The sequence below is a fragment of the Anaerotruncus massiliensis (ex Togo et al. 2026) genome (assembly GCF_030825285.1).
GTDB lineage: Bacteria > Bacillota > Clostridia > Oscillospirales > Ruminococcaceae > Anaerotruncus > Anaerotruncus massiliensis.
The window spans coordinates 49988-67332 of sequence record NZ_JAPJQF010000002.1; the positions used below are offsets into that span (position 1 = coordinate 49988).

The 17345-nt window shown below is 61.9% G+C and carries 16 protein-coding genes; 13 read left to right on the forward strand and 3 right to left on the reverse strand.

Annotated elements, in window-relative coordinates:
* Positions 1-6: 6 nt before the first annotated feature.
* Together RCI06_RS01325 and RCI06_RS01330 are read right to left on the reverse strand one after the other, a co-directional pair.
* On the reverse strand, positions 7-1140 hold the full coding sequence (locus tag RCI06_RS01325) for an aldo/keto reductase (protein ID WP_306573746.1): 1134 nt from the start codon (positions 1138-1140) through the stop codon (positions 7-9).
* Between the two features lie 44 nt (positions 1141-1184).
* Positions 1185-2348: a serine hydrolase gene (locus tag RCI06_RS01330; protein WP_306573748.1), complete on the reverse strand. Its 1164-nt coding sequence runs from the start codon at positions 2346-2348 to the stop codon at positions 1185-1187.
* 313 nt (positions 2349-2661) lie between these two features.
* Between RCI06_RS01330 and RCI06_RS01335 the strand changes: the two genes are divergently transcribed.
* The 10 genes from RCI06_RS01335 (at position 2662) to RCI06_RS01380 (ending at position 13301) form a co-directional block, all read left to right on the forward strand.
* The gene (locus tag RCI06_RS01335) at positions 2662-3810 is read left to right on the forward strand and encodes an aldo/keto reductase (protein ID WP_121586098.1); all 1149 of its coding nucleotides are present in this window, start codon (positions 2662-2664) and stop codon (positions 3808-3810) included.
* Between the two features lie 16 nt (positions 3811-3826).
* On the forward strand, positions 3827-4207 hold the full coding sequence (locus tag RCI06_RS01340) for a MerR family transcriptional regulator (RefSeq protein ID WP_121586097.1): 381 nt from the start codon (positions 3827-3829) through the stop codon (positions 4205-4207).
* A gap of 344 nt (positions 4208-4551) precedes the next feature.
* Positions 4552-5469 carry an ABC transporter permease gene (locus RCI06_RS01345; RefSeq protein WP_306573752.1) on the forward strand — a complete coding sequence of 306 codons (918 nt, stop codon included), beginning with the start codon at positions 4552-4554 and terminating at the stop codon, positions 5467-5469.
* Positions 5470-5482: 13 nt separating this feature from the next.
* Positions 5483-6532 (forward strand): ABC transporter permease, encoded by a 1050-nt coding sequence (locus RCI06_RS01350; protein WP_101552285.1) that lies wholly within the window; start codon positions 5483-5485, stop codon positions 6530-6532.
* Between the two features lie 16 nt (positions 6533-6548).
* The gene (locus RCI06_RS01355) at positions 6549-7553 is read left to right on the forward strand and encodes an ABC transporter ATP-binding protein (RefSeq protein ID WP_101552283.1); all 1005 of its coding nucleotides are present in this window, start codon (positions 6549-6551) and stop codon (positions 7551-7553) included.
* Positions 7550-8605 (forward strand): ABC transporter ATP-binding protein, encoded by a 1056-nt coding sequence (locus RCI06_RS01360; protein ID WP_101552281.1) that lies wholly within the window; start codon positions 7550-7552, stop codon positions 8603-8605. The genes RCI06_RS01355 and RCI06_RS01360 overlap by 4 nt, the downstream gene beginning before the upstream one ends.
* Before the next feature lie 313 nt (positions 8606-8918).
* Positions 8919-10565 (forward strand): peptide ABC transporter substrate-binding protein, encoded by a 1647-nt coding sequence (locus RCI06_RS01365; RefSeq protein WP_101552278.1) that lies wholly within the window; start codon positions 8919-8921, stop codon positions 10563-10565.
* Positions 10566-10698: 133 nt separating this feature from the next.
* Entirely contained in the window at positions 10699-11166 is a 468-nt protein-coding gene (locus RCI06_RS01370; RefSeq protein WP_306573756.1) for a nucleoside-diphosphate kinase, read from the forward strand.
* Positions 11167-11256: 90 nt separating this feature from the next.
* A complete protein-coding gene (locus tag RCI06_RS01375) occupies positions 11257-11880 on the forward strand; it encodes an AAA family ATPase (RefSeq protein WP_101552275.1) in 624 nt (207 codons plus the stop codon).
* 236 nt (positions 11881-12116) lie between these two features.
* Entirely contained in the window at positions 12117-13301 is a 1185-nt protein-coding gene (locus RCI06_RS01380; protein ID WP_306573758.1) for a hypothetical protein, read from the forward strand.
* A gap of 96 nt (positions 13302-13397) precedes the next feature.
* On the opposite strand, the gene RCI06_RS01385 is transcribed toward RCI06_RS01380, so the two are convergent.
* Positions 13398-13619 carry a helix-turn-helix domain-containing protein gene (locus tag RCI06_RS01385; protein WP_121586090.1) on the reverse strand — a complete coding sequence of 74 codons (222 nt, stop codon included), beginning with the start codon at positions 13617-13619 and terminating at the stop codon, positions 13398-13400.
* A 93-nt stretch (positions 13620-13712) separates the two neighbouring features.
* Here RCI06_RS01385 and RCI06_RS01390 point away from each other — a divergent pair, with 93 nt between their 5' ends.
* The 3 genes from RCI06_RS01390 to RCI06_RS01400 all read left to right on the forward strand — a co-directional run bounded on the left by RCI06_RS01390 (position 13713) and on the right by RCI06_RS01400 (position 17217).
* Positions 13713-13940, forward strand: coding sequence for a DUF6809 family protein (locus RCI06_RS01390; protein WP_101552269.1), 228 nt, complete (start codon positions 13713-13715; stop codon positions 13938-13940).
* Positions 13941-14287: 347 nt separating this feature from the next.
* Positions 14288-15502, forward strand: a complete 1215-nt coding sequence (locus tag RCI06_RS01395) for a hypothetical protein (protein ID WP_306573760.1) — start codon at positions 14288-14290, stop codon at positions 15500-15502.
* A gap of 461 nt (positions 15503-15963) precedes the next feature.
* Positions 15964-17217, forward strand: coding sequence for a hypothetical protein (locus tag RCI06_RS01400; protein WP_306573762.1), 1254 nt, complete (start codon positions 15964-15966; stop codon positions 17215-17217).
* The last annotated feature ends 128 nt before the right edge of the window (positions 17218-17345 follow it).

Here is a 17345-nt window from a genome sequence, read left to right on the forward strand (position 1 = left end):
GGACGGTCACGCGTTCAGCTTCGCCGTGAAATCCGCCATGGCCTCTGAAATCCTGATCTGCTGGGGGCAGACCGCCTCACAGCTGCGGCAGCCGAGGCAGGCGGGCGGGCGTTTGTCCTCGGGCAGCGCGGACAGGGCCATCGGCGCGAGGAACCCGCCCTCCGTGAAGCAGTGCTCGTTGTAGAGCGCCAGCAGCGAGGGGATATCCAGCCCCTGTGGGCAGTGGGAGGTACAGTAGCGGCAGGCGGTGCAGGGCAGCGCGATCTTCCGGACCATGCCGTCCGCGACCGCGAGCAGGGCCTCCATCTCGCGGGCGTCGAGGGGCTTTTCCGCCTCGAAGGTGCCGAGGTTTTCCTCGAGCTGCGCGAAGCTGGACATGCCGGAGAGCACGACCGTGACGCTCGGGAGCGACTGTAAAAACCGGAACGCCCAGGCCGGGACGCCCTCCCCCGGGCGGAGCGTCTTCAGCTTCGCGGCGTCTTCCGGGGAGAGGGAGGCGAGCCGCCCGCCGCGCAGGGGCTCCATCACCCAGACGGGGATGCCGTATCCGTCGAGCAGGGCGATCTTCGCCTTCGCGTCCTGGAAGGTCCAGTCGAGGTAGTTGAGCTGGATTTGGCAGAACTCCATCCGGTCGCCGTAGGCCTTGAGGAACCGCTCGATCACCCCGTAACTCCCATGGGCGGAGAAGCCCAGGTGCCGGATGCGCCCGGCCTCCTTCTGCCTGACCAGATAGTCGAAGATGCCGTGCCGCTCATCCAGATAGGCGTCGATATTCATCTCGCAGACGTTGTGGAAGAGGTAGAAATCGAAGTGATCCACCCGGCATTTTTTCAGCTGCTCCTCGAAGATCTCCTCCACCCTGCCCATATTGGAGAGGTCGTAGCCGGGGAATTTGTCCGCGAGGAAAAAGCGGTCCCGCGGGTAGCGGGAAAGCAGCTTCCCCATGACGAGCTCGGACCGCCCGCTGTGATAGCCCCACGCGGTGTCGAAATAGTTGATTCCCCGCTTGATCGCGTAATCGACCATTTTTTCCGCCGCGGCCTCGTCGATCCGCGCGTCGTCCCCGTCGACGACGGGCAGGCGCATGGCGCCCAGCCCGAGCGCGGAGAGCTTCAAATCCTGAAAGTCTTTGTAGATCATGTCTGGTTCCCTCTTTCCTTCCTCATTGCCGGTTTCGTTGTTTTTTATTCAGGCCGCCGCCCGTCGTACGCCGCGAGGACGTAGTCGGTAAAGAAGGGGCGCGGCGCGTAGCTGTTCTGCGGGTAGTGGCTGGCGATGACCGTCACCAGGTCGAGCTCGGGCACCACGAAGACGTACTGCCCCCATGCGCCGAAGGCGTAGTAGGTGTCGTAGCCCCCTTCGCCAAAGGAACGCACCCACCATTGGTAGCCGTAGCCGCCGGTGCCGTCCCCCGCGCCGTTGTTCTGCGCGGCCGTGGACTGGGCGAGCCAGTCCGCGGGGATGAGGCGGCGGCCGTTCCAGACGCCGCCCTCGAGGTAGAGCTGTCCGAACCGGGCCGCATCCCGGGCGGTCATGGAGATGCCGTTGCCGCCGTCGGTGACGCCCTGCGGGTCGGCCCGCCAGACGACGCTGTCCATCCCGAGCGGTTCAAAGAGCTTCTCCCGCCCGTATTCCAGCAGACTTTTGCCGGCGGCCTGCTGAAGGGCCGCGGAGAGCAGGTGGGTGTTTCCGGTGCTGTAGTTGAAGGCCGCGCCCGGCTCGGCCGTGAGCCGCCGCCCGAGGATATAGGCCACCCAGTCGGGGGCCGACTGGAACTCCGCCCAGTTGCTCTGGCCGCCGCCCCACTCGTACCACTCCAGCCCGGAGGTGTGGGTCAGCAGGTGGCGCAGGGTGATCTGACGCTTGCGGGCGTCCTCCGGCTCCGCCGCCTGCGGGAGGTAGTCGGACAGCGGATCGTCCACCCCGCCGAACAGCCCCTCGTCGATGGCGATGCCGACGAGCGCGCCGGTGAAGGATTTGGAGCAGGAGTGCAGCGGGAACACGCTCGTTTCGTCGTACCCCTCGCCGTAATACTCGTCGATGAGGACCCCGTCCTTCGCCGTGACCATGGCGTGGACCGACGAGCCCTCCAGCGCCTCGTGCAGCCGCGTAAGCACGGCGGGGTCCATCCCGTGGTTTTCCGGCGCGTCGCGCGTCCAGCTGTTGTCAGGCTCCGGTTCGGGGGCGGGCGCCGGTTCGGGGGCGGCGGGTTCCGCCGCGGCGCTGGAGGGCGGGGACCCGGAAGCGGCCGCGCCGGGCGCGCCGGCCGCCCCGGCGCCGCACCCCGCGGCCACGCAGAGGGAGAGGAAGACGCCGGCTGCCGCCGTCAGTCGTTTTTTCAGGTTCATCGGGATACCTCCTTTTGGGTCCGGTCTTCTGGGAAAAGTATCATTTCCCGCGCAAAGAATAGCAAATGCTTATTTTTGATGGTGTAAAATGCCCGGAAGGCATGGAGCGCCGCGCGGCGCCCGCTCCGGGCCCCGTTTTTTGCACAGGGGATCCGGTTCGTTTAAACCCTACACCATGGAGTGCGCTCCAGGTCAAGTAAACAAATTGTGAACGGATCGATTTGGCGGAAATACGCAAAATTGGGGGTTGACTTGGAGCGCGCTCCAAGTGTTACAATGGGCTCACAAACGACAGGAGAAATGGGGAACAGCGATGAACTACCGTGAACTTGGAAAAACCGGCCTGCGGGTCAGCGAGATCGGACTGGGCTGCGAGGGCTTCGTCCTCCGGGACGACGCCTTTGCCGAAGAGCTCTTCCAGCTGGCCTTTGAAAACGGGGTCAACTGCATGGACCTCTACACCCCCAACCCCGACGTCCAGCGCCGGACGGGCAGGGCGATCCGGGACCGCCGGGGGGCGTTCGTCCTCCAGGCGCACCTGTGCGCCGTCTGGGAGGACGGGCAGTACCGCGCGACCCGCAGGATCGATGAGGTCCGCGCCGCGTTTGAAACGATGCTCGCCAACCTCGGCACGGATTACGTGGATGTCGGCATGATCCACTATGTCGATTCCCCCGCGCTGTGGCGGGAGATCGCGGAGGGGCCGGTGATGGCCTACGCGCGGGAGCTCCGTCGTGCGGGCAGAATCCGGCACATCGGCGTCAGCAGCCACAACCCCGAGGCCGCGCTCGCGGCGGTGGAGAGCGGGCTGGTCGAGGTGCTGATGTTCAGCGTCAACCCCTGTTACGACCTTCAGCCGCCGAACGAGGACGTGGAACAGCTGTGGGCTCCGGACAATTACAGCGGCGGCCTCACCAACATGGACCCCACGCGGGAGCGGCTCTACGAGACCTGCCAGCGCATGGGGGTGGGGATCACCGTCATGAAGGCGTTCGGCGGCGGCGACCTGCTCAGCGGGGAGCTCTCCCCGGCGGGCAAGGCGCTCACCCCCGTCCAGTGCCTGCACTACGCCGCCACGCGCCCGGCGGTGGCCTCGGTCATGGTCGGCGCGCGCAGCCTGGACGACCTGCGCGCCTCCCTCGCCTACGAGACCGCCTCCGACGGGGAGCGGGATTACGCCGCGGCGTTCGCCTCCTTCCCGCGGATCCGCTGGGAGGGCCACTGCATGTACTGCGGACACTGCGCGCCCTGTCCGAAGGGGATCGACGTGGCGACGGTGACCAAATTCCTCAACCTCGCGAAGGCGCAGGGCGGCGTGCCCGAGACGGTGCGGGAGCATTACGCCGCGCTCTCCCATAAGGCGGGGGAGTGCGTCGCGTGCGGGGCGTGTGAAAAGCGCTGCCCGTTCGGGGTCCCCGCCGTCGAAAATATGAAGCAGGCGGCCGACATGTTCGGGAAATGATGGAAGGAGAACAGCCATGACGATTGCGGAGGTCAGCAGGAAATATGAGATCAGCGCCGACACCCTGCGCTACTACGAGCGCATCGGGCTGGTCCCGCCGGTGCCCCGCAGCAAAAGCGGCATCCGGGATTACGACGAGGCGTCCTGCGGCTGGGTCGAGCTGATGAAGTGCATGCGGGCGGCGGGAGTCCAGATCGAGGCGCTGATCGAGTATGTGAACCTCTTCCAGCAGGGGGACGGGACGATCGACGCCCGCAAGGAGCTGCTCAAGGAGCAGCGCGGCCAGCTCGCGGCCCGGATGGCCGAAATGCAGCGGTCGCTTGACCGGCTCGACGAGAAGATCGACCGGTATGAAAAGGGCCTGATGACGGGCGCGCATCTGCGAAGGCAGGGCTGAACGAAAAGAGCCCCGGTTTCCGGAAAGGAAACCGGGGCTCTTTCGCGCCGCCGATTCCGGGATTGGCCGGCGCGGGCCTCCGAGCGGGTCTCATTTCGGATACAGGCAAACATTTCTCGGCAGAAAAAGGGAATATCCGGCTGTGCGCCGTTGACAAAATCCGCGAAAATCGGTAAAATTAATATTTATGGCGACGAAGTGCGACAGGCCGGTGTTTTTTGGCTGGAAACGCCTGTTTTTGCTCCAGAAACAGGCGGAGCCGCACTCTTGCGGCCCCGCGGCGGCGGGGCTGGGCCGTCGAAACGGCCCGGATTTCGACGCAAACAAATGAAGGAAGTGATACTGTGGGAAAATACATCCTGAAGAGGGTGGCGATGGCGGTGCTGACCATCTATCTGGTATCGACCATTACCTTTTTCCTGATGAATCTGGTGCCCGGCGGGCCGTTCCTGGCGGAAAAGGCGGTCAGCCCGCAGGCGCAGGCCGCGATGGAAGAGAAGTACGGGCTGGACAAGCCCCTCTCGGTCCAGTATAAGAACTATATGCTCGGCCTGGTCAAGGGCGACCTCGGACTCAGCGTCAAGCAGCGCGGGCGCACGGTGGCGCAGATCATCGCCACCAAATTCCCCGTGTCGGCGCGCCTGGGCGGGCTTTCGATCCTGGCGGCCGTCTGCGTGGGCATCCCGCTGGGAAGCATCGCGGCGTTCAACCGCGGCAAGTGGGCGGACAACGTGGTCATTTTCATCGCCACCTGCGGCATCGCGGTGCCCAGCTTCGTCATCTGCACCCTGCTGCTCATGCTGTTCGGGCTCAAGCTCGGATGGCTGCCGACGGTGGGGCTCAACAGCGTGCTCCACTATATCATGCCGGTGACGGCGCTCGCCTTCTACCCGACGGCGTATATCGCGCGGCTCATGCGCTCGTCGATGCTCGACGTGCTCGGGCAGGACTATATGCGCACCGCGCGCGCCAAGGGCCTCGGGCAGTTCAAGTGCATCTTCAAGCACGCGCTGCGCAACGCGGTCCTCCCGGTGGTCACCTACCTCGGCCCGCTGCTCGCCTATACGCTGACGGGCAGCTTCGTGGTGGAGAAGATCTTCACCATCCCCGGGCTGGGCAGCGAGTTCGTCGGCTCGATCACGGGGCGCGACTACCCGCTGATCATGGGGACGACCATCTTCCTGGCCGTGCTCATCGTCTCGATGAACGTGATCGTCGACATCGCCTATAAACTGATCGATCCGCGGATCAAGCTGAAGTGAGGGGGGAAGATTGATGTCGGAACAGAATAAGAAATTCCCCACCTTCCAGCTGAACGTGGACGACTTCCTCCCGGCCGACGAGGCGGAGAAGGAGAGCCTAGTCACGATGCGGGCGAGCGTCGGGTTCTGGAAGGACGGCTTCCAGCGCCTGCTCAAAAACCGGGTGGCGATCGTCAGCTTCGTGGTCATCCTGATCGTCATGATCTTCTCCTTTATCGTCCCGAGCTTCTATCCCTACAGCTATGAGCACCAGATCCGCGGCGCGGAAAACCTCGCGCCCATGCAGTATTCGGACGGCGAGCTCGAGCAGATCGCCGCCGGGGAGAGCGTCTTCCCGCACATCCTCGGCACCGACCACCTCGGGCGCGACTTCGCCGTGCGCGTGATGATGGGCAGCCGCATCTCCCTGCTGGTCGGCCTCATCGCCTCCGGCCTCATCCTGCTGATCGGCTCGATCTACGGGTCGGTCGCCGGCTTCTTCGGCGGATGGGTGGACATCATCATGATGCGCATCGTCGACATCATTTACACGGTGCCGGACATCCTGATCATCATCCTGCTGGCGGTCACGCTGAAATATCCGCTGCAAAACCTCGCCGAGCAGCCGGGCTTCGGCTGGATCGCGGCGGTGGGCGTCAACCTGACGAGCATCTTCATCGTCTTCGCGCTGCTCTACTGGGTCGGCATGGCGCGCATCGTGCGCAGCCAGATTTTGCAGCTCAAGGAGCAGGAATACGTCACCGCCGCCCGCGCGCTCGGCGCGAGCAGCGGCCGCATCATCCGCAAGCATCTGCTCACCAACTGCATCGGCACCCTCATCGTCACCACCACCCTTCAGATCCCGTCGGCGATCTTTACCGAGAGCTTTCTGAGCTTCCTCGGCATCGGCGTCGCGGTGCCGATGCCTTCGCTCGGCTCGCTCGCCAACGACGCGCTCAACGGCCTGCAGTCCTACCCCTACCGGCTGCTCGCGCCGGCGCTGCTCATCAGCATCATCATCCTCAGCTTCAACCTCCTCGGGGACGGCCTGCGGGACGCCTTCGATCCCAAGATGAAAGAATAGAAAGGAGAGGATTTTTATGGGAAACCTGTTGGATATCAAAGATGAACGCCTCTCCTTCTTCACCCCCGCGGGCGAGGTCAAGGCCCTGGGCGGCGTCTCCTTCTCGATGAAGGAGGGGGACGTGCTGGGCATCGTGGGCGAATCGGGCTCGGGCAAGTCGGTCACCTCTTATTCGGTGATGGGGCTGACCGCGCATCCGGGACGCCTCATCGGCGGATCGATCGAGTTCAACGGCCACCGCATCGACCAGATGTCGGAAAAGGAGATGCGCAGGATCCGCGGCAACGAGGTGTCGATCATCTTCCAGGATCCGATGACGAGCCTCAACCCGGTCTATACGATCGGCAACCAGATCTGCGAGGTCATCCGCCTGCACACCAAAAAGAGCAAGGCCGAGGCGCGTGCGCGCGCCACGGAGCTGCTGACGCTGGTGGGCATCAACGAGCCGGAAAAGCGCCTCAAGCAGTACCCGCACGAGCTTTCGGGCGGCATGCGCCAGCGCGTCATGATCGCGATCGCGCTCGCCTGCGAGCCCAAGCTGCTCATCGCCGACGAGCCGACCACCGCGCTCGACGTGACCATCCAGGCGCAGATCCTCGAGCTCATGATCGAGCTGCGGGAGAAGCTCGGCATGAGCATCATCATGATTACGCACGATTTGGGCATCGTCTCGAGCATGTGCGAGAAGATCGCCGTCATGTACGCCGGGAAGATCGTCGAGTACGGCACGGTGGACGAGATCTTCTACGAGACGAGCCATGAATATACCAAGGGGCTTCTGCGCAGCATCCCCAAGCTGACCAGCGAGACGCATGAAAAGCTGGTGCCCATCGAGGGCACGCCGGTGGACATGCTCAACCCGCCGAAGGGCTGCCCCTTCGCGCCCCGCTGCGGCGCCTGCATGAAGATCTGCCTGCGGGAGATGCCCCCCTACACCGACCTGAGCGACACCCATTACAGCGCCTGCTGGCTGATCCAGAAGCGGGAGTTTGAAAAAGCGGCGGGAGGGGAGAAACAATGAGCAAGCTGATCCAGGTGGAGCATTTGAAGCAGTATTTCCCCGTCGCGGGCGGCAAGCTCTTTGAAAACCGCGTGGTCAAGGCGGTCGACGACGTCTCCTTCTACATCGAAAAGGGGGAGACGCTCGGCCTGGTGGGCGAGTCGGGCTGCGGCAAGACGACCACCGGGCGCACCCTGCTGCGGCTCTATGAGCCGACGAGCGGGCGCATCGTCTACGACGGAAAGCCGATCTTTGACAGCGGCGACGTTCCGCTGACGGATGAAAACGGCGAGCCCAAAAAGGACGCCGCCGGCAGGGCGGTCTGCGGGCCGAAGACGGCCGTGAACATGATGCCCTACCGGCGCAGGATGCAGATCGTCTTCCAGGACCCCTACGCGAGCCTCGACCCGCGCATGACGGTCGGGGACATCATCGGCGAGGCGATCGACATCCACAAGCTCTGCAAAAGCAAGCAGGAGCGGCACGACCGGATCATCGAGATGCTGCGGCGGGTCGGGCTCAACTCGGAGCACGCCAACCGCTATCCGCATGAGTTTTCGGGCGGGCAGCGGCAGCGCGTCGGCATCGCCCGCGCGCTCGCGGTCGACCCCGAGTTCATCGTCTGCGACGAGCCGATTTCCGCGCTCGACGTTTCGATCCAGGCGCAGGTCGTCAACATGTTCGAGGAGCTCCAGGAGCAGATGGGGCTGACCTACCTGTTCATCGCGCACGACCTGTCGGTCGTCAAGCACATCTCCAACCGCATCGGCGTCATGTACCTGGGCAAGCTGGTCGAGCTGGCGGACAGCAGCGAGCTGACCTTCCACAGCGTGCACCCCTACACCCGCTCGCTCATCTCGGCGATCCCCGTCGCCGACCCCAGGCTGAGCCGCACCCGCCAGCGCATCGTGCTCGAGGGGGACGTGCCCAGCCCGGTGAACCCGCCCAGCGGCTGCCGGTTCCGCACCCGCTGCCCCTACGCGACCGAACGGTGCGCGCAGGAGGAGCCCGCCTTCCGCGAGGTTTCCCCCGGCCATTACGCGGCCTGCCACAACCTGGAGCAGGTAAAATAGAGGAAAAAACGGCAAAAATAGGTTACAAACCGGAGACATGCCTTGCATGACCGGCCGGATGCGTGTATAATAAAAGGCGATCTCATGCCGGCCGAAGGGCCGCGCGCACTCCCGGCGGAAACAGAATCCTGGACAAAAACAGCGGATATCCGCTGTTTTTGATCGCTCGTAAAACGAGCGATCATTCCTTTTGTTACCGCCGCGCGTCCGGGAAGGACGCCGCGGAAGACCGCGCGGGCGGCCGCAGCGCCGCCGGCTTGAGGGCTCCGTACGCATGCCCACGGTATGCAAAATGAAGAGGAGGAAAAAAAGCATGAAGAAACTGGCACTAGCCTTGGCAGTCGTGATGATTTTCTCACTGGCGTTCAGCGGCTGCGGACCCAAGACGGAGAATCCGTCCGGAACGGATGCCACCACCCCGTCGACGGACAACCAGCCTGCCGGCAGCGAGCTGGCGGTCTGCATCGGACCCGACCCCGAGACGATCGACCCGGCGCTCAACAGCGCGGTTGACGGCGCGAGCCTGATCATCCACGCGTTCGAGGGCCTTATGACGCTCGACCAGGGCGGCTCGGTCGTCCCCGGACAGGCCGAGACCTACGAGGTCTCCGACGACGGCCTCAACTGGACCTTCCACCTGCGCGACGGCCTCAAATGGAGCGACGGCCAGCCGCTGACCGCGGCCGACTTCGAGTGGTCGTGGAAACGCGCCGTCTCCCCCGACACCGCCGCCCCCTACGGTGAGTTCTTCAACGTCATCGCGGGCTACGACGCTGCCGCCGCCGGCGATTTCGACGCGCTGCAGGTCAAGGCGGTCGACGACAAGACCCTCACCGTCACGCTGGCCGCTCCCTGCGGCTATTTCACCCAGCTGCTCGCCTTCCCGACCTACGTTCCCGTCCGCAAGGATATGGTCGAAGCCAACGGCGAGGCGTGGGCCACCCAGGTTTCCAGCTATATCAGCAACGGCCCGTACAAGATGATCGAATGGACCCCCGGCGAGTACATCAAGTACGCGAAGAACGAGAACTACTGGAACTATGACGCGCTCGGCAGCGACACGATCAAGTTCCTGCTCATCGAGGACCCGAACGCGGTGCTCACCGCCTACCAGAGCGGCGAGATCGTCTGCGCCAAGGACCTGCCCTCTCAGGAGATCCCCGCCCTGCGCGAGACCGAGGACTTCCACCTCGACGACCTCATGGGCACCTACTATATCAGCCTCAACACCAAGCGCGAGCCGTTTGACAACGCGAAGCTCCGCCAGGCGCTGAGCCTCGCGATCGACCGCAACTATATCGCCAACACCGTCATGCAGGGCACCTACACCCCGGCGACCGCGTTTGTCGGCCCCGGCCTGCTCGACGCGGACGGCAAGACCCCCTTCATCGACAACAGCCCGCTCTTCATCGACCCGAACGACTATGAGGGCAACCTTGAAAAGGCCAAGCAGCTCATGGTGGAGGCCGGTTATCCGAACGGCGAGGGCCTGCGCGAGATCGAGTACTTCACCAACCAGCAGGGCTATCACAAGCCGGTCGCCGAGGCGCTCCAGCAGATGTGGGCCGAGCTGGGCGTCAAGCTGAACGTTCAGGTCGCCGACTGGGCGGTCGTCACCGCCGACCGCCGCCAGGGCAACTACGATATCGCCCGCAACGGCTGGGTCTTCGACTACAACGATCCGTCGAGCATGCTCGACCTGTTCACCACCACCAACGGCAACAACGACGGCAAATACAGCAATCCCGAGTATGACAAGCTGATGGAGACCGCCCGCACCACCGGTGACGCGAACGTCCGGTTCGATTCGATGCACCAGGCGGAGCAGATCATCATGGACGAGGCGGGCGCGATCCCGGTCGCGTTCTACAGCGAGTTCTACCTGCTCAACCCGAAGGTCAAGGGCTTCTGGCATTCCCCGCTCGGCTACTTCTACTTCATGTACGCGACTGTCGAGTAATCAAATCGTTTTTCTGCCGCGCGGCGCCCTAGGGCGCCGCGCGGTTTTTTTGCGTCCGGGAGTTGCCAAACGGGGGAAAAGGTGCTATGCTATATGCGTTAAAAAAATAACGATAGTAAGGAGTGCCGGACAGATGCATTACGGTTTTATCATGCTCAAGCCCGACGCGCTGGAGCGCGGGCTTGTGGAGGAGATCATGGACTACCTGCGGCACGGCGGGGTGGAAATCGAGCGGCTCGGCTGCACCAAGGCGGGCGAGGAGCTGCTCTCCAAGCACTATGCGCAGGTCTTTGCCGAGCTGGGGCCCGACTTCAAACGCAAGATGCTCGACTATTTCAACGACAAATACGTGCTGCCGATGGTTGTGCGCGGCGAAAGTCCCGACCTCGTGGCCGACATCCGCAGAATCGTCGGCGCGACCAACCCCGCCAACGCGGACAAAGGCACCATCCGGGGCGATTTGGGGTGCGACTCCTACGAGAAGTGCAACCGTGAAAACCGCAGCTGCCAGAACCTCATCCACGCGAGCGACAGCGCGGAGAACGCGCGGATCGAAACCGCGCTCTGGTTCGGCGGAGAAGTGGCGGCGCGGTACTTCTGAGGCCGGGGGTCCGTCTTGATTTCGGCGGGCGAATCGACTATACTATAGGCGGGGAAACCGACCAAATTTTGTGAGGGACGGAGGGAGAAGTTGAAAAACTACGTCATCACGATCGCCAGGCAGTACGGCAGTGGAGGCAAGACGATCGGCAGGATGCTCGCCAGGGAGCTGGGCATCGGCTACCATGACAAGGAGCTGCTCGTCCGCGCGTCGGTCGAAAGCGGCATCAGCGCCGAGCTCTTTGCGCAGGTGGATGAGAAGATCAAAAAGAAACCGCTGATCAAGCCCGGGAAGCCGCTCTATACCGGGGAGGTGCTCCCGCCGGAGAGTCCCGATTTCACCTCCGTGCAGAACCTCCTGAACTATCAGGCCAAGGTCATCCGCGACCTCGCGCAGAAGGAGAGCTGCGTCATCGTCGGGCGCTGCGCGGACTTCATCCTGCGCGACCTGGACAACGTCCTGCGCATCTATGTGCACGCGCCGATCGACTACTGCATCGAAAAGACGATCGAGCTTCACCCCGATTTTGACGCGGAGGAGGCGCGGCGCTTCATCCAGCGCACCGACAAGGGCCGCAGCGATTATTACCGCTGCTTCACCGGGAACGACTGGAAGAACGCCGACAATTACGATCTGTGCATCAACAGCGCGGTGCTCGGCTGGGACAAGTGCGTCTCGCTCGTAAAATCCTATCTCGACATCAAGCTCTCCTGACGAACAAGGCGGATCGGACAGGATGCGGCCATTCGGCCGCATCCTGTTTTTGTTTACATGAAGTTCATAAATCAGGAAAATATATCCTAGAAAATGGAAGTAAAGTTACGGATTGGTTACAGATTCCGCGAAAAAGATTACAATTTGGTTACAAAATCCGTTGACTTTTTCCATCCGTCCGGGATATAATAAGGAAAAGAAGCCTGAAAAAGCATTTTTCGGAAAGGAAGCCCAACATGAAACGTCTGCTCTGCCTGCTGCTGGCCCTGCTGGCTGCGCTGGCCGCCGGGACCGCGTCCGCCGGCGCCGCGTCGTCCGGCAACGGTTCGGTCGCGGTACAACTCAATCGCGGCGGCGAGGCGGAGCTTGTCGACGGAGATGGGGTCGCGGTCGCGTCGAGCGGGCCCGCCAGCTGCGACGCGGGCAATTACACCTTCGAAGTGGCCCCCGGCCAGACGGTCTACCTCTGCCTGGGCGAAAGCGGCTCGGCGGATACGACCGCGCTGTGGGACGTTTCCGCGGAGGCGATGGGCGCGGCCGCGACGGCCGACGAGCTCGCGGACAGCGGGCTGTTCCGCCTCAAGGCGGACAAGAGCGGCCCGGGCGGCAGCCTGCTGAAGATCAAGCAGTACGGCGAGAAATCGCTGGGGGACGGCCCGCGCAGCTCCTGGCTGCGGATCGAGATCGCGGAGAGCGAGGCGGTCGAGGAGCAGAAGGCGGTGGCCGACCTCACCTTTTCCGCGCGCAAGGACGGAGACCGCTACGGCACGGGCGACTATGCGCTGCTGCGCCTCACCCTGTGGATCGCGAGCGAGGAGGCGTCGGGAGGCGACGCCGATTTGGAAGCGGGGGAGGGGGTCGTTTACCGCCCCGTCTCGAATGACAAAAATACCGCCGAGTGGGAGGGGATCGCCTCGGTGAGCTTTTCCGCGAGCAACGACGCGGACAAGTTTTACGCGAAGCTCTCCACCCGGATCGATCCCGATATTTACGGGCTTTACGGCGACCCGGCCGACGCGGACCTCTATTTCCGAGACTTCACCGGCGCGCTCGCGGCCGACTCCACCTCCCGCGCCACGCTGATCCTCTATAATCCGTGGGAGGACGAGGACTACCAGCCCGACCCCGCCGGGTGCCATATCTACCAGTTGGAGGCGGACGGAACCCTCAGCGACATCACCGGCATCTTCACCTATCTCGACTATGACGAGGACGGCAACGAGATCAACGGTTGGCGCACCCGCACCCGGACCCTCGGCTGTTATATCATCTCCGACGTGGCGCTGGACGTTTCGGTGGTCCCCGACCCGCCGCCCGAAGCGCCCGAGATCAGCGTGAACGCGAACCGGAAGGCCATCCCGAACACCGGCCTGGGGGAACTTTCGAGAAAGTTCCCCCAGGAACCCCCTCAAAACTTTTGATGCAGGCGGAACGCGGCAGGCTGCCGGATGCGCCGCGCGTGCCGGAAGAGAAGCAAAAAATAAAAAGGAAGGGATGACGTGCCGTCATGCCTTCCTTTATTTGTTGCGGGGATATGGGGTGCGCCTGTCTGTAAGGCCCATCAAATAATCCACGCTTGTCCCATAATAGGAGGCAAGCGCTTCCATTACGGACAGGGGCGGCTCAACCTCGCCGATCTCATACCGCGAATAAGTTTGCTGTGTACAATGCAGATACTCCGCAAGCTCTTTTTGCAGCTTATGGTGCTCATCGCGGATATCGTATAATCTCAACCGCATCACATCACCCCTGCCTTTATTATATGTACACAGAATCTGTGTATTGACACATACACGGAAACTGTGTATGACAAAGGGAAAGGAGGCGTAGGAATGGCTTCGATTTTGAAAAAAGAGTATTCGGAGAGAAAACGATATCTGCTTGAATTGCTTCTGGAACCCTGCGATGCGGAAAAAAGTTTACGCAACTCTCTCGACGATCAACAGATGAGCTTGTTCCTTGACACTCTTGACCATCGGGATCGGCTTTACAATCATTTTGCTTGGCATTGTTATAAAGCCGCCTTCCGCAAGGGTGCGCGGACGATGATGGAACTGTGACCAAAGGGAACTTTTTTAAAAGTTCCCTTTGGAATCCTTCAAAACGTTTGGTGCAGGCGGGGCGCGGCGGCTTTCCGCACACGCCGCCCGTGTTTCACACCGGCCCCTCCATAACCCTGTCTCACGGGCCGCGGATGCGGGGCGGGCGGCGGCTCGCCTGATCAAAGTCTTTGGGCGCTTTCTTCAGAAAGCGCAAAACGGACGCCCGGCTTTGTGCCGGGCGGTTCGCTTTCCCGTTCTTCTGCACGAAATCTTGCAAAGACGGTTATCGTGTGGTACACTGGTGGCACGGAGGGGCGACAGAAAAACAGGCCCCGGAATCCGTGACAGCGAGGGAGGACTGGACGATGAAAAAGATGTTGGCAGTGCTGATGGCGGCGGTGCTCGCGGGGAGCTTCGCGGGCGTGTGCGCGCTGGCGTACAGCATCACGACGGATACCCATCTCACCGGGGAGGCCTATGACGCGGACGGCGATTCGGTCGTGGGCGACTACAATTTCGCCTTTGGCGACAAGGTGTCGGCCGACTTTGTGCCCGCGGGCAAAAAAATCTACATCGAAATCGGCGACGACACCGAATTTCACGGTGGCGCGGGGACGGTTTCGGCGGACGAGCTGGCCGACAGCGGCGAGTTCAATTTCCGCCTTGACCGCGACAAAAACGGCAGCCTGCTCGATTCCGTCAAGCTGGTGACCAAGAACCTCGACGGCAGCGGCCGGAAAAATTATATTGAGATCAAGCTCAAGGAAACGACCAGGACGGAGGAGCGCAAGGTCACCTTCGACGTCTATTTCAAGGCGCGCCACGCGGACGACGGCGACCGCTGGGAGAGCGGCGACATCGCGAACACGCGGTTTGAGCTGTGGGTGGACAACCCCGTGGAGGACGGCGACTACGCCGACATCGAGGCGGGACAGAACGTCGTTTTCAACCCGGTCTCCAACGAACGCAACACGATTTCCTGGGGCGCGGACGACGACGTGGCCTGCCTCGAGTTTGAGGCGGACGACGATTCGCGCAAATTTTACGCGAAGCTGTCCACGAAGATCGACCGCGACATCTACGAGGAGTACGGCGACCCGGTCAACGCGGAGCTCTTTTTCCGCACCTTTGTGGGGAGCCCGTCGATCGACTCGACCTCCCGCGCGACGCTGACCCTCTACAATCCGTGGAACGACTGCTACGACTGGTACGGCTCCCGTTACCGCGACGTGCGCCCGCGCGACGTGCACATCTACCTGGTCGACAGCGACGGCTACCTCGAGGATCTGACCGACCGGATGACCTACGCGGACGAGGACGACACCGAGGCGGGCATCGACGGATGGAAAATCCGCGTGCGTTCGCTCGGCACCTATGTGATCTCCGACCGCGACCTCGAGCTCGACTGGGGCGGGATCGAAGAGGCCCCCCCGATCGAGAAGACGGAGGAGACCCCTCCCCCCGCGCCCAAGCCGGGACCCGCGCCCGCGCCGACCGGCTCCCACGACGCCGTCGGCGTTGCGGTCATGCTCGCGGCGGCTTCCGCGACGGCGTTCGCGCTTACGAGAAAACGCAGATAAGGATTCGCGCGCGTGCGCGTATGAAAGAAAGACTGTAACATCGCCGGCGGCCGGAATCGGCCGCCGGCGATTTTGTCCGGCCGCGTGGGCAAAGGCATTTGCGTTTTCGGTTTTCGGGAACCAAACGGCATTGCGCATTCGATTTTCCGCGTTTGCACGCGGCAAATTTTGCCGCATCTCCGTTTTTGCGGCGGATATGCGCGACGGTTGCATGGGATTGACAGAAATCCTGCATTTGCGCTTCCATTTTGCATAACTAATATCTAGAAATTGCTGAAAAAATCAAAAAATGAAATTATTATATGCGGTTTGATGTGCAATATGCACGATAATTATTACAATTTGGTAACAAAAACCTCTTGAAAAGTGCTTGATTCTCGGATATACTCAGTCTCGTTCCAAGCGGCTCGGATGTGCTGAGCCGGAGGATCGAAACTATTTTTCAGGAGGAACCCAATACCATGAAAAAAGTGCTTGCTATGATGCTTGCAGCCGCTACGACTCTGTCGATCGGCGTGACCGCTCTGGCTGATGACATCACCACCCTGGAGGATCCCACGAGCTCTTCGTCTTCCGAAGAATCCTCGTCCGAGTCCTCTACCGAGGAAAGCTCCTCTGAGGCTTCTTCTTCCGAAGTGTCCTCTTCCGAGGCTTCCTCTTCCGAGACTTCCTCTGATGCGACTTCTTCCGATGTCGTGACCGACGTTGACTTCAAGGATGCGACCGGCATTGCGATCGGCGCCGACGAAGACGGCGTTGTCCTGGGCGACGATATCCTCGAGCCCGGCACCGAGTACAAGTTCCCGGTTTCCATGATCGTCGGCGGCAAGTCTGTCAAGATCACCGACGAAAACATCAAGGATTTCAAGTTCCGCTACTCCAAGGTTTCCACCAAGGGTATGAGCCGCTTCGAGATCGAGGAGCACAAGGGCCAGTACTACCTGTACGTTGAGTCCCGCGACACCATGACCACCAAGCCTGTCGATATCAAGTACAACGTCAAGCTGACCCCGAAGTCCACCACCCTGCCGGTCTTCAGCCAGGAAGTCAAATTCCAGTACGGCTATGAGGAAATGGGCGGCGACTACATCGACAGCCTCGACAAGGGCGACACTGTCGAAATCGACAACAGCAACCCGGTCATCACCGCTTCCCAGTTCAACAAGATCGCGAAGATCAACGACTACAAGAACGTCACCCTCGCGGGCAACGGCTGGGAGTTCACCGTCAACGTGAGCGATGAGTCCACCAAGAACCTGACCCACTCCAACGCGGGTATCAAGGAAGTTCTCTCGAAGTTCCCGGATCAGGATTTCAAATTCTTCACCTTCGGCGCCAAGCCGACCTTCTCCGGCACCGGTAAGCTCTCTCTCGACGTTGACGACATTGTCGACGACTTCGACAAGATGTACACCTACCGCTATGCGGATGGCAAGCTCTACCGCATCAACGCGACCTTCGACGCGGATGAGAACACCCTCTCCTTCCGCACCAACAAGCTGGACAACTTCCTCGTCACCAACGAGCTCATCAAGGATGGCACCGTCGTGACCGAGGTCGACAACGACAACTCCTCCAGCTCCGACAAGGAAGAGAACACCGACAAGAACAACCCGACCACCGGTGCCAACGACATGATCAATGTCGCTGTCATGGCTGCGATCGCCTCCCTGGCGGCTGCCGGCACCATGGTCACCAAGAAGCTCTCCAAGTAATTTTACAAAGAGGCTGATTAGAGCGGACGGGGGCGGGGTTCTGCGCCCGCCCCGAATCCCTAGGTTAGTAGAGCTTAATAACAAAGACCGGCAGGAAGAAATAAACGAAGTAAAACAAAACCAGCCCC

What these genes read in the sequence shown, in the direction of transcription:
- RCI06_RS01325 (WP_306573746.1), bottom strand. Translation starts at nt 1,140, where the DNA reads ATGATCTACAAAGACTTTCAGGATTTGAAGCTCTCCGCGCTCGGGCTG.
- RCI06_RS01330 (WP_306573748.1), bottom strand. Translation starts at nt 2,348, where the DNA reads ATGAACCTGAAAAAACGACTGACGGCGGCAGCCGGCGTCTTCCTCTCC.
- RCI06_RS01335 (WP_121586098.1), top strand. Translation starts at nt 2,662, where the DNA reads ATGAACTACCGTGAACTTGGAAAAACCGGCCTGCGGGTCAGCGAGATC.
- RCI06_RS01340 (WP_121586097.1), top strand. Translation starts at nt 3,827, where the DNA reads ATGACGATTGCGGAGGTCAGCAGGAAATATGAGATCAGCGCCGACACC.
- RCI06_RS01350 (WP_101552285.1), top strand. Translation starts at nt 5,483, where the DNA reads ATGTCGGAACAGAATAAGAAATTCCCCACCTTCCAGCTGAACGTGGAC.
- RCI06_RS01355 (WP_101552283.1), top strand. Translation starts at nt 6,549, where the DNA reads ATGGGAAACCTGTTGGATATCAAAGATGAACGCCTCTCCTTCTTCACC.
- RCI06_RS01360 (WP_101552281.1), top strand. Translation starts at nt 7,550, where the DNA reads ATGAGCAAGCTGATCCAGGTGGAGCATTTGAAGCAGTATTTCCCCGTC.
- RCI06_RS01365 (WP_101552278.1), top strand. Translation starts at nt 8,919, where the DNA reads ATGAAGAAACTGGCACTAGCCTTGGCAGTCGTGATGATTTTCTCACTG.
- RCI06_RS01370 (WP_306573756.1), top strand. Translation starts at nt 10,699, where the DNA reads ATGCATTACGGTTTTATCATGCTCAAGCCCGACGCGCTGGAGCGCGGG.
- RCI06_RS01380 (WP_306573758.1), top strand. Translation starts at nt 12,117, where the DNA reads ATGAAACGTCTGCTCTGCCTGCTGCTGGCCCTGCTGGCTGCGCTGGCC.
- RCI06_RS01385 (WP_121586090.1), bottom strand. Translation starts at nt 13,619, where the DNA reads ATGCGGTTGAGATTATACGATATCCGCGATGAGCACCATAAGCTGCAA.
- RCI06_RS01390 (WP_101552269.1), top strand. Translation starts at nt 13,713, where the DNA reads ATGGCTTCGATTTTGAAAAAAGAGTATTCGGAGAGAAAACGATATCTG.
- RCI06_RS01395 (WP_306573760.1), top strand. Translation starts at nt 14,288, where the DNA reads ATGAAAAAGATGTTGGCAGTGCTGATGGCGGCGGTGCTCGCGGGGAGC.
- RCI06_RS01400 (WP_306573762.1), top strand. Translation starts at nt 15,964, where the DNA reads ATGAAAAAAGTGCTTGCTATGATGCTTGCAGCCGCTACGACTCTGTCG.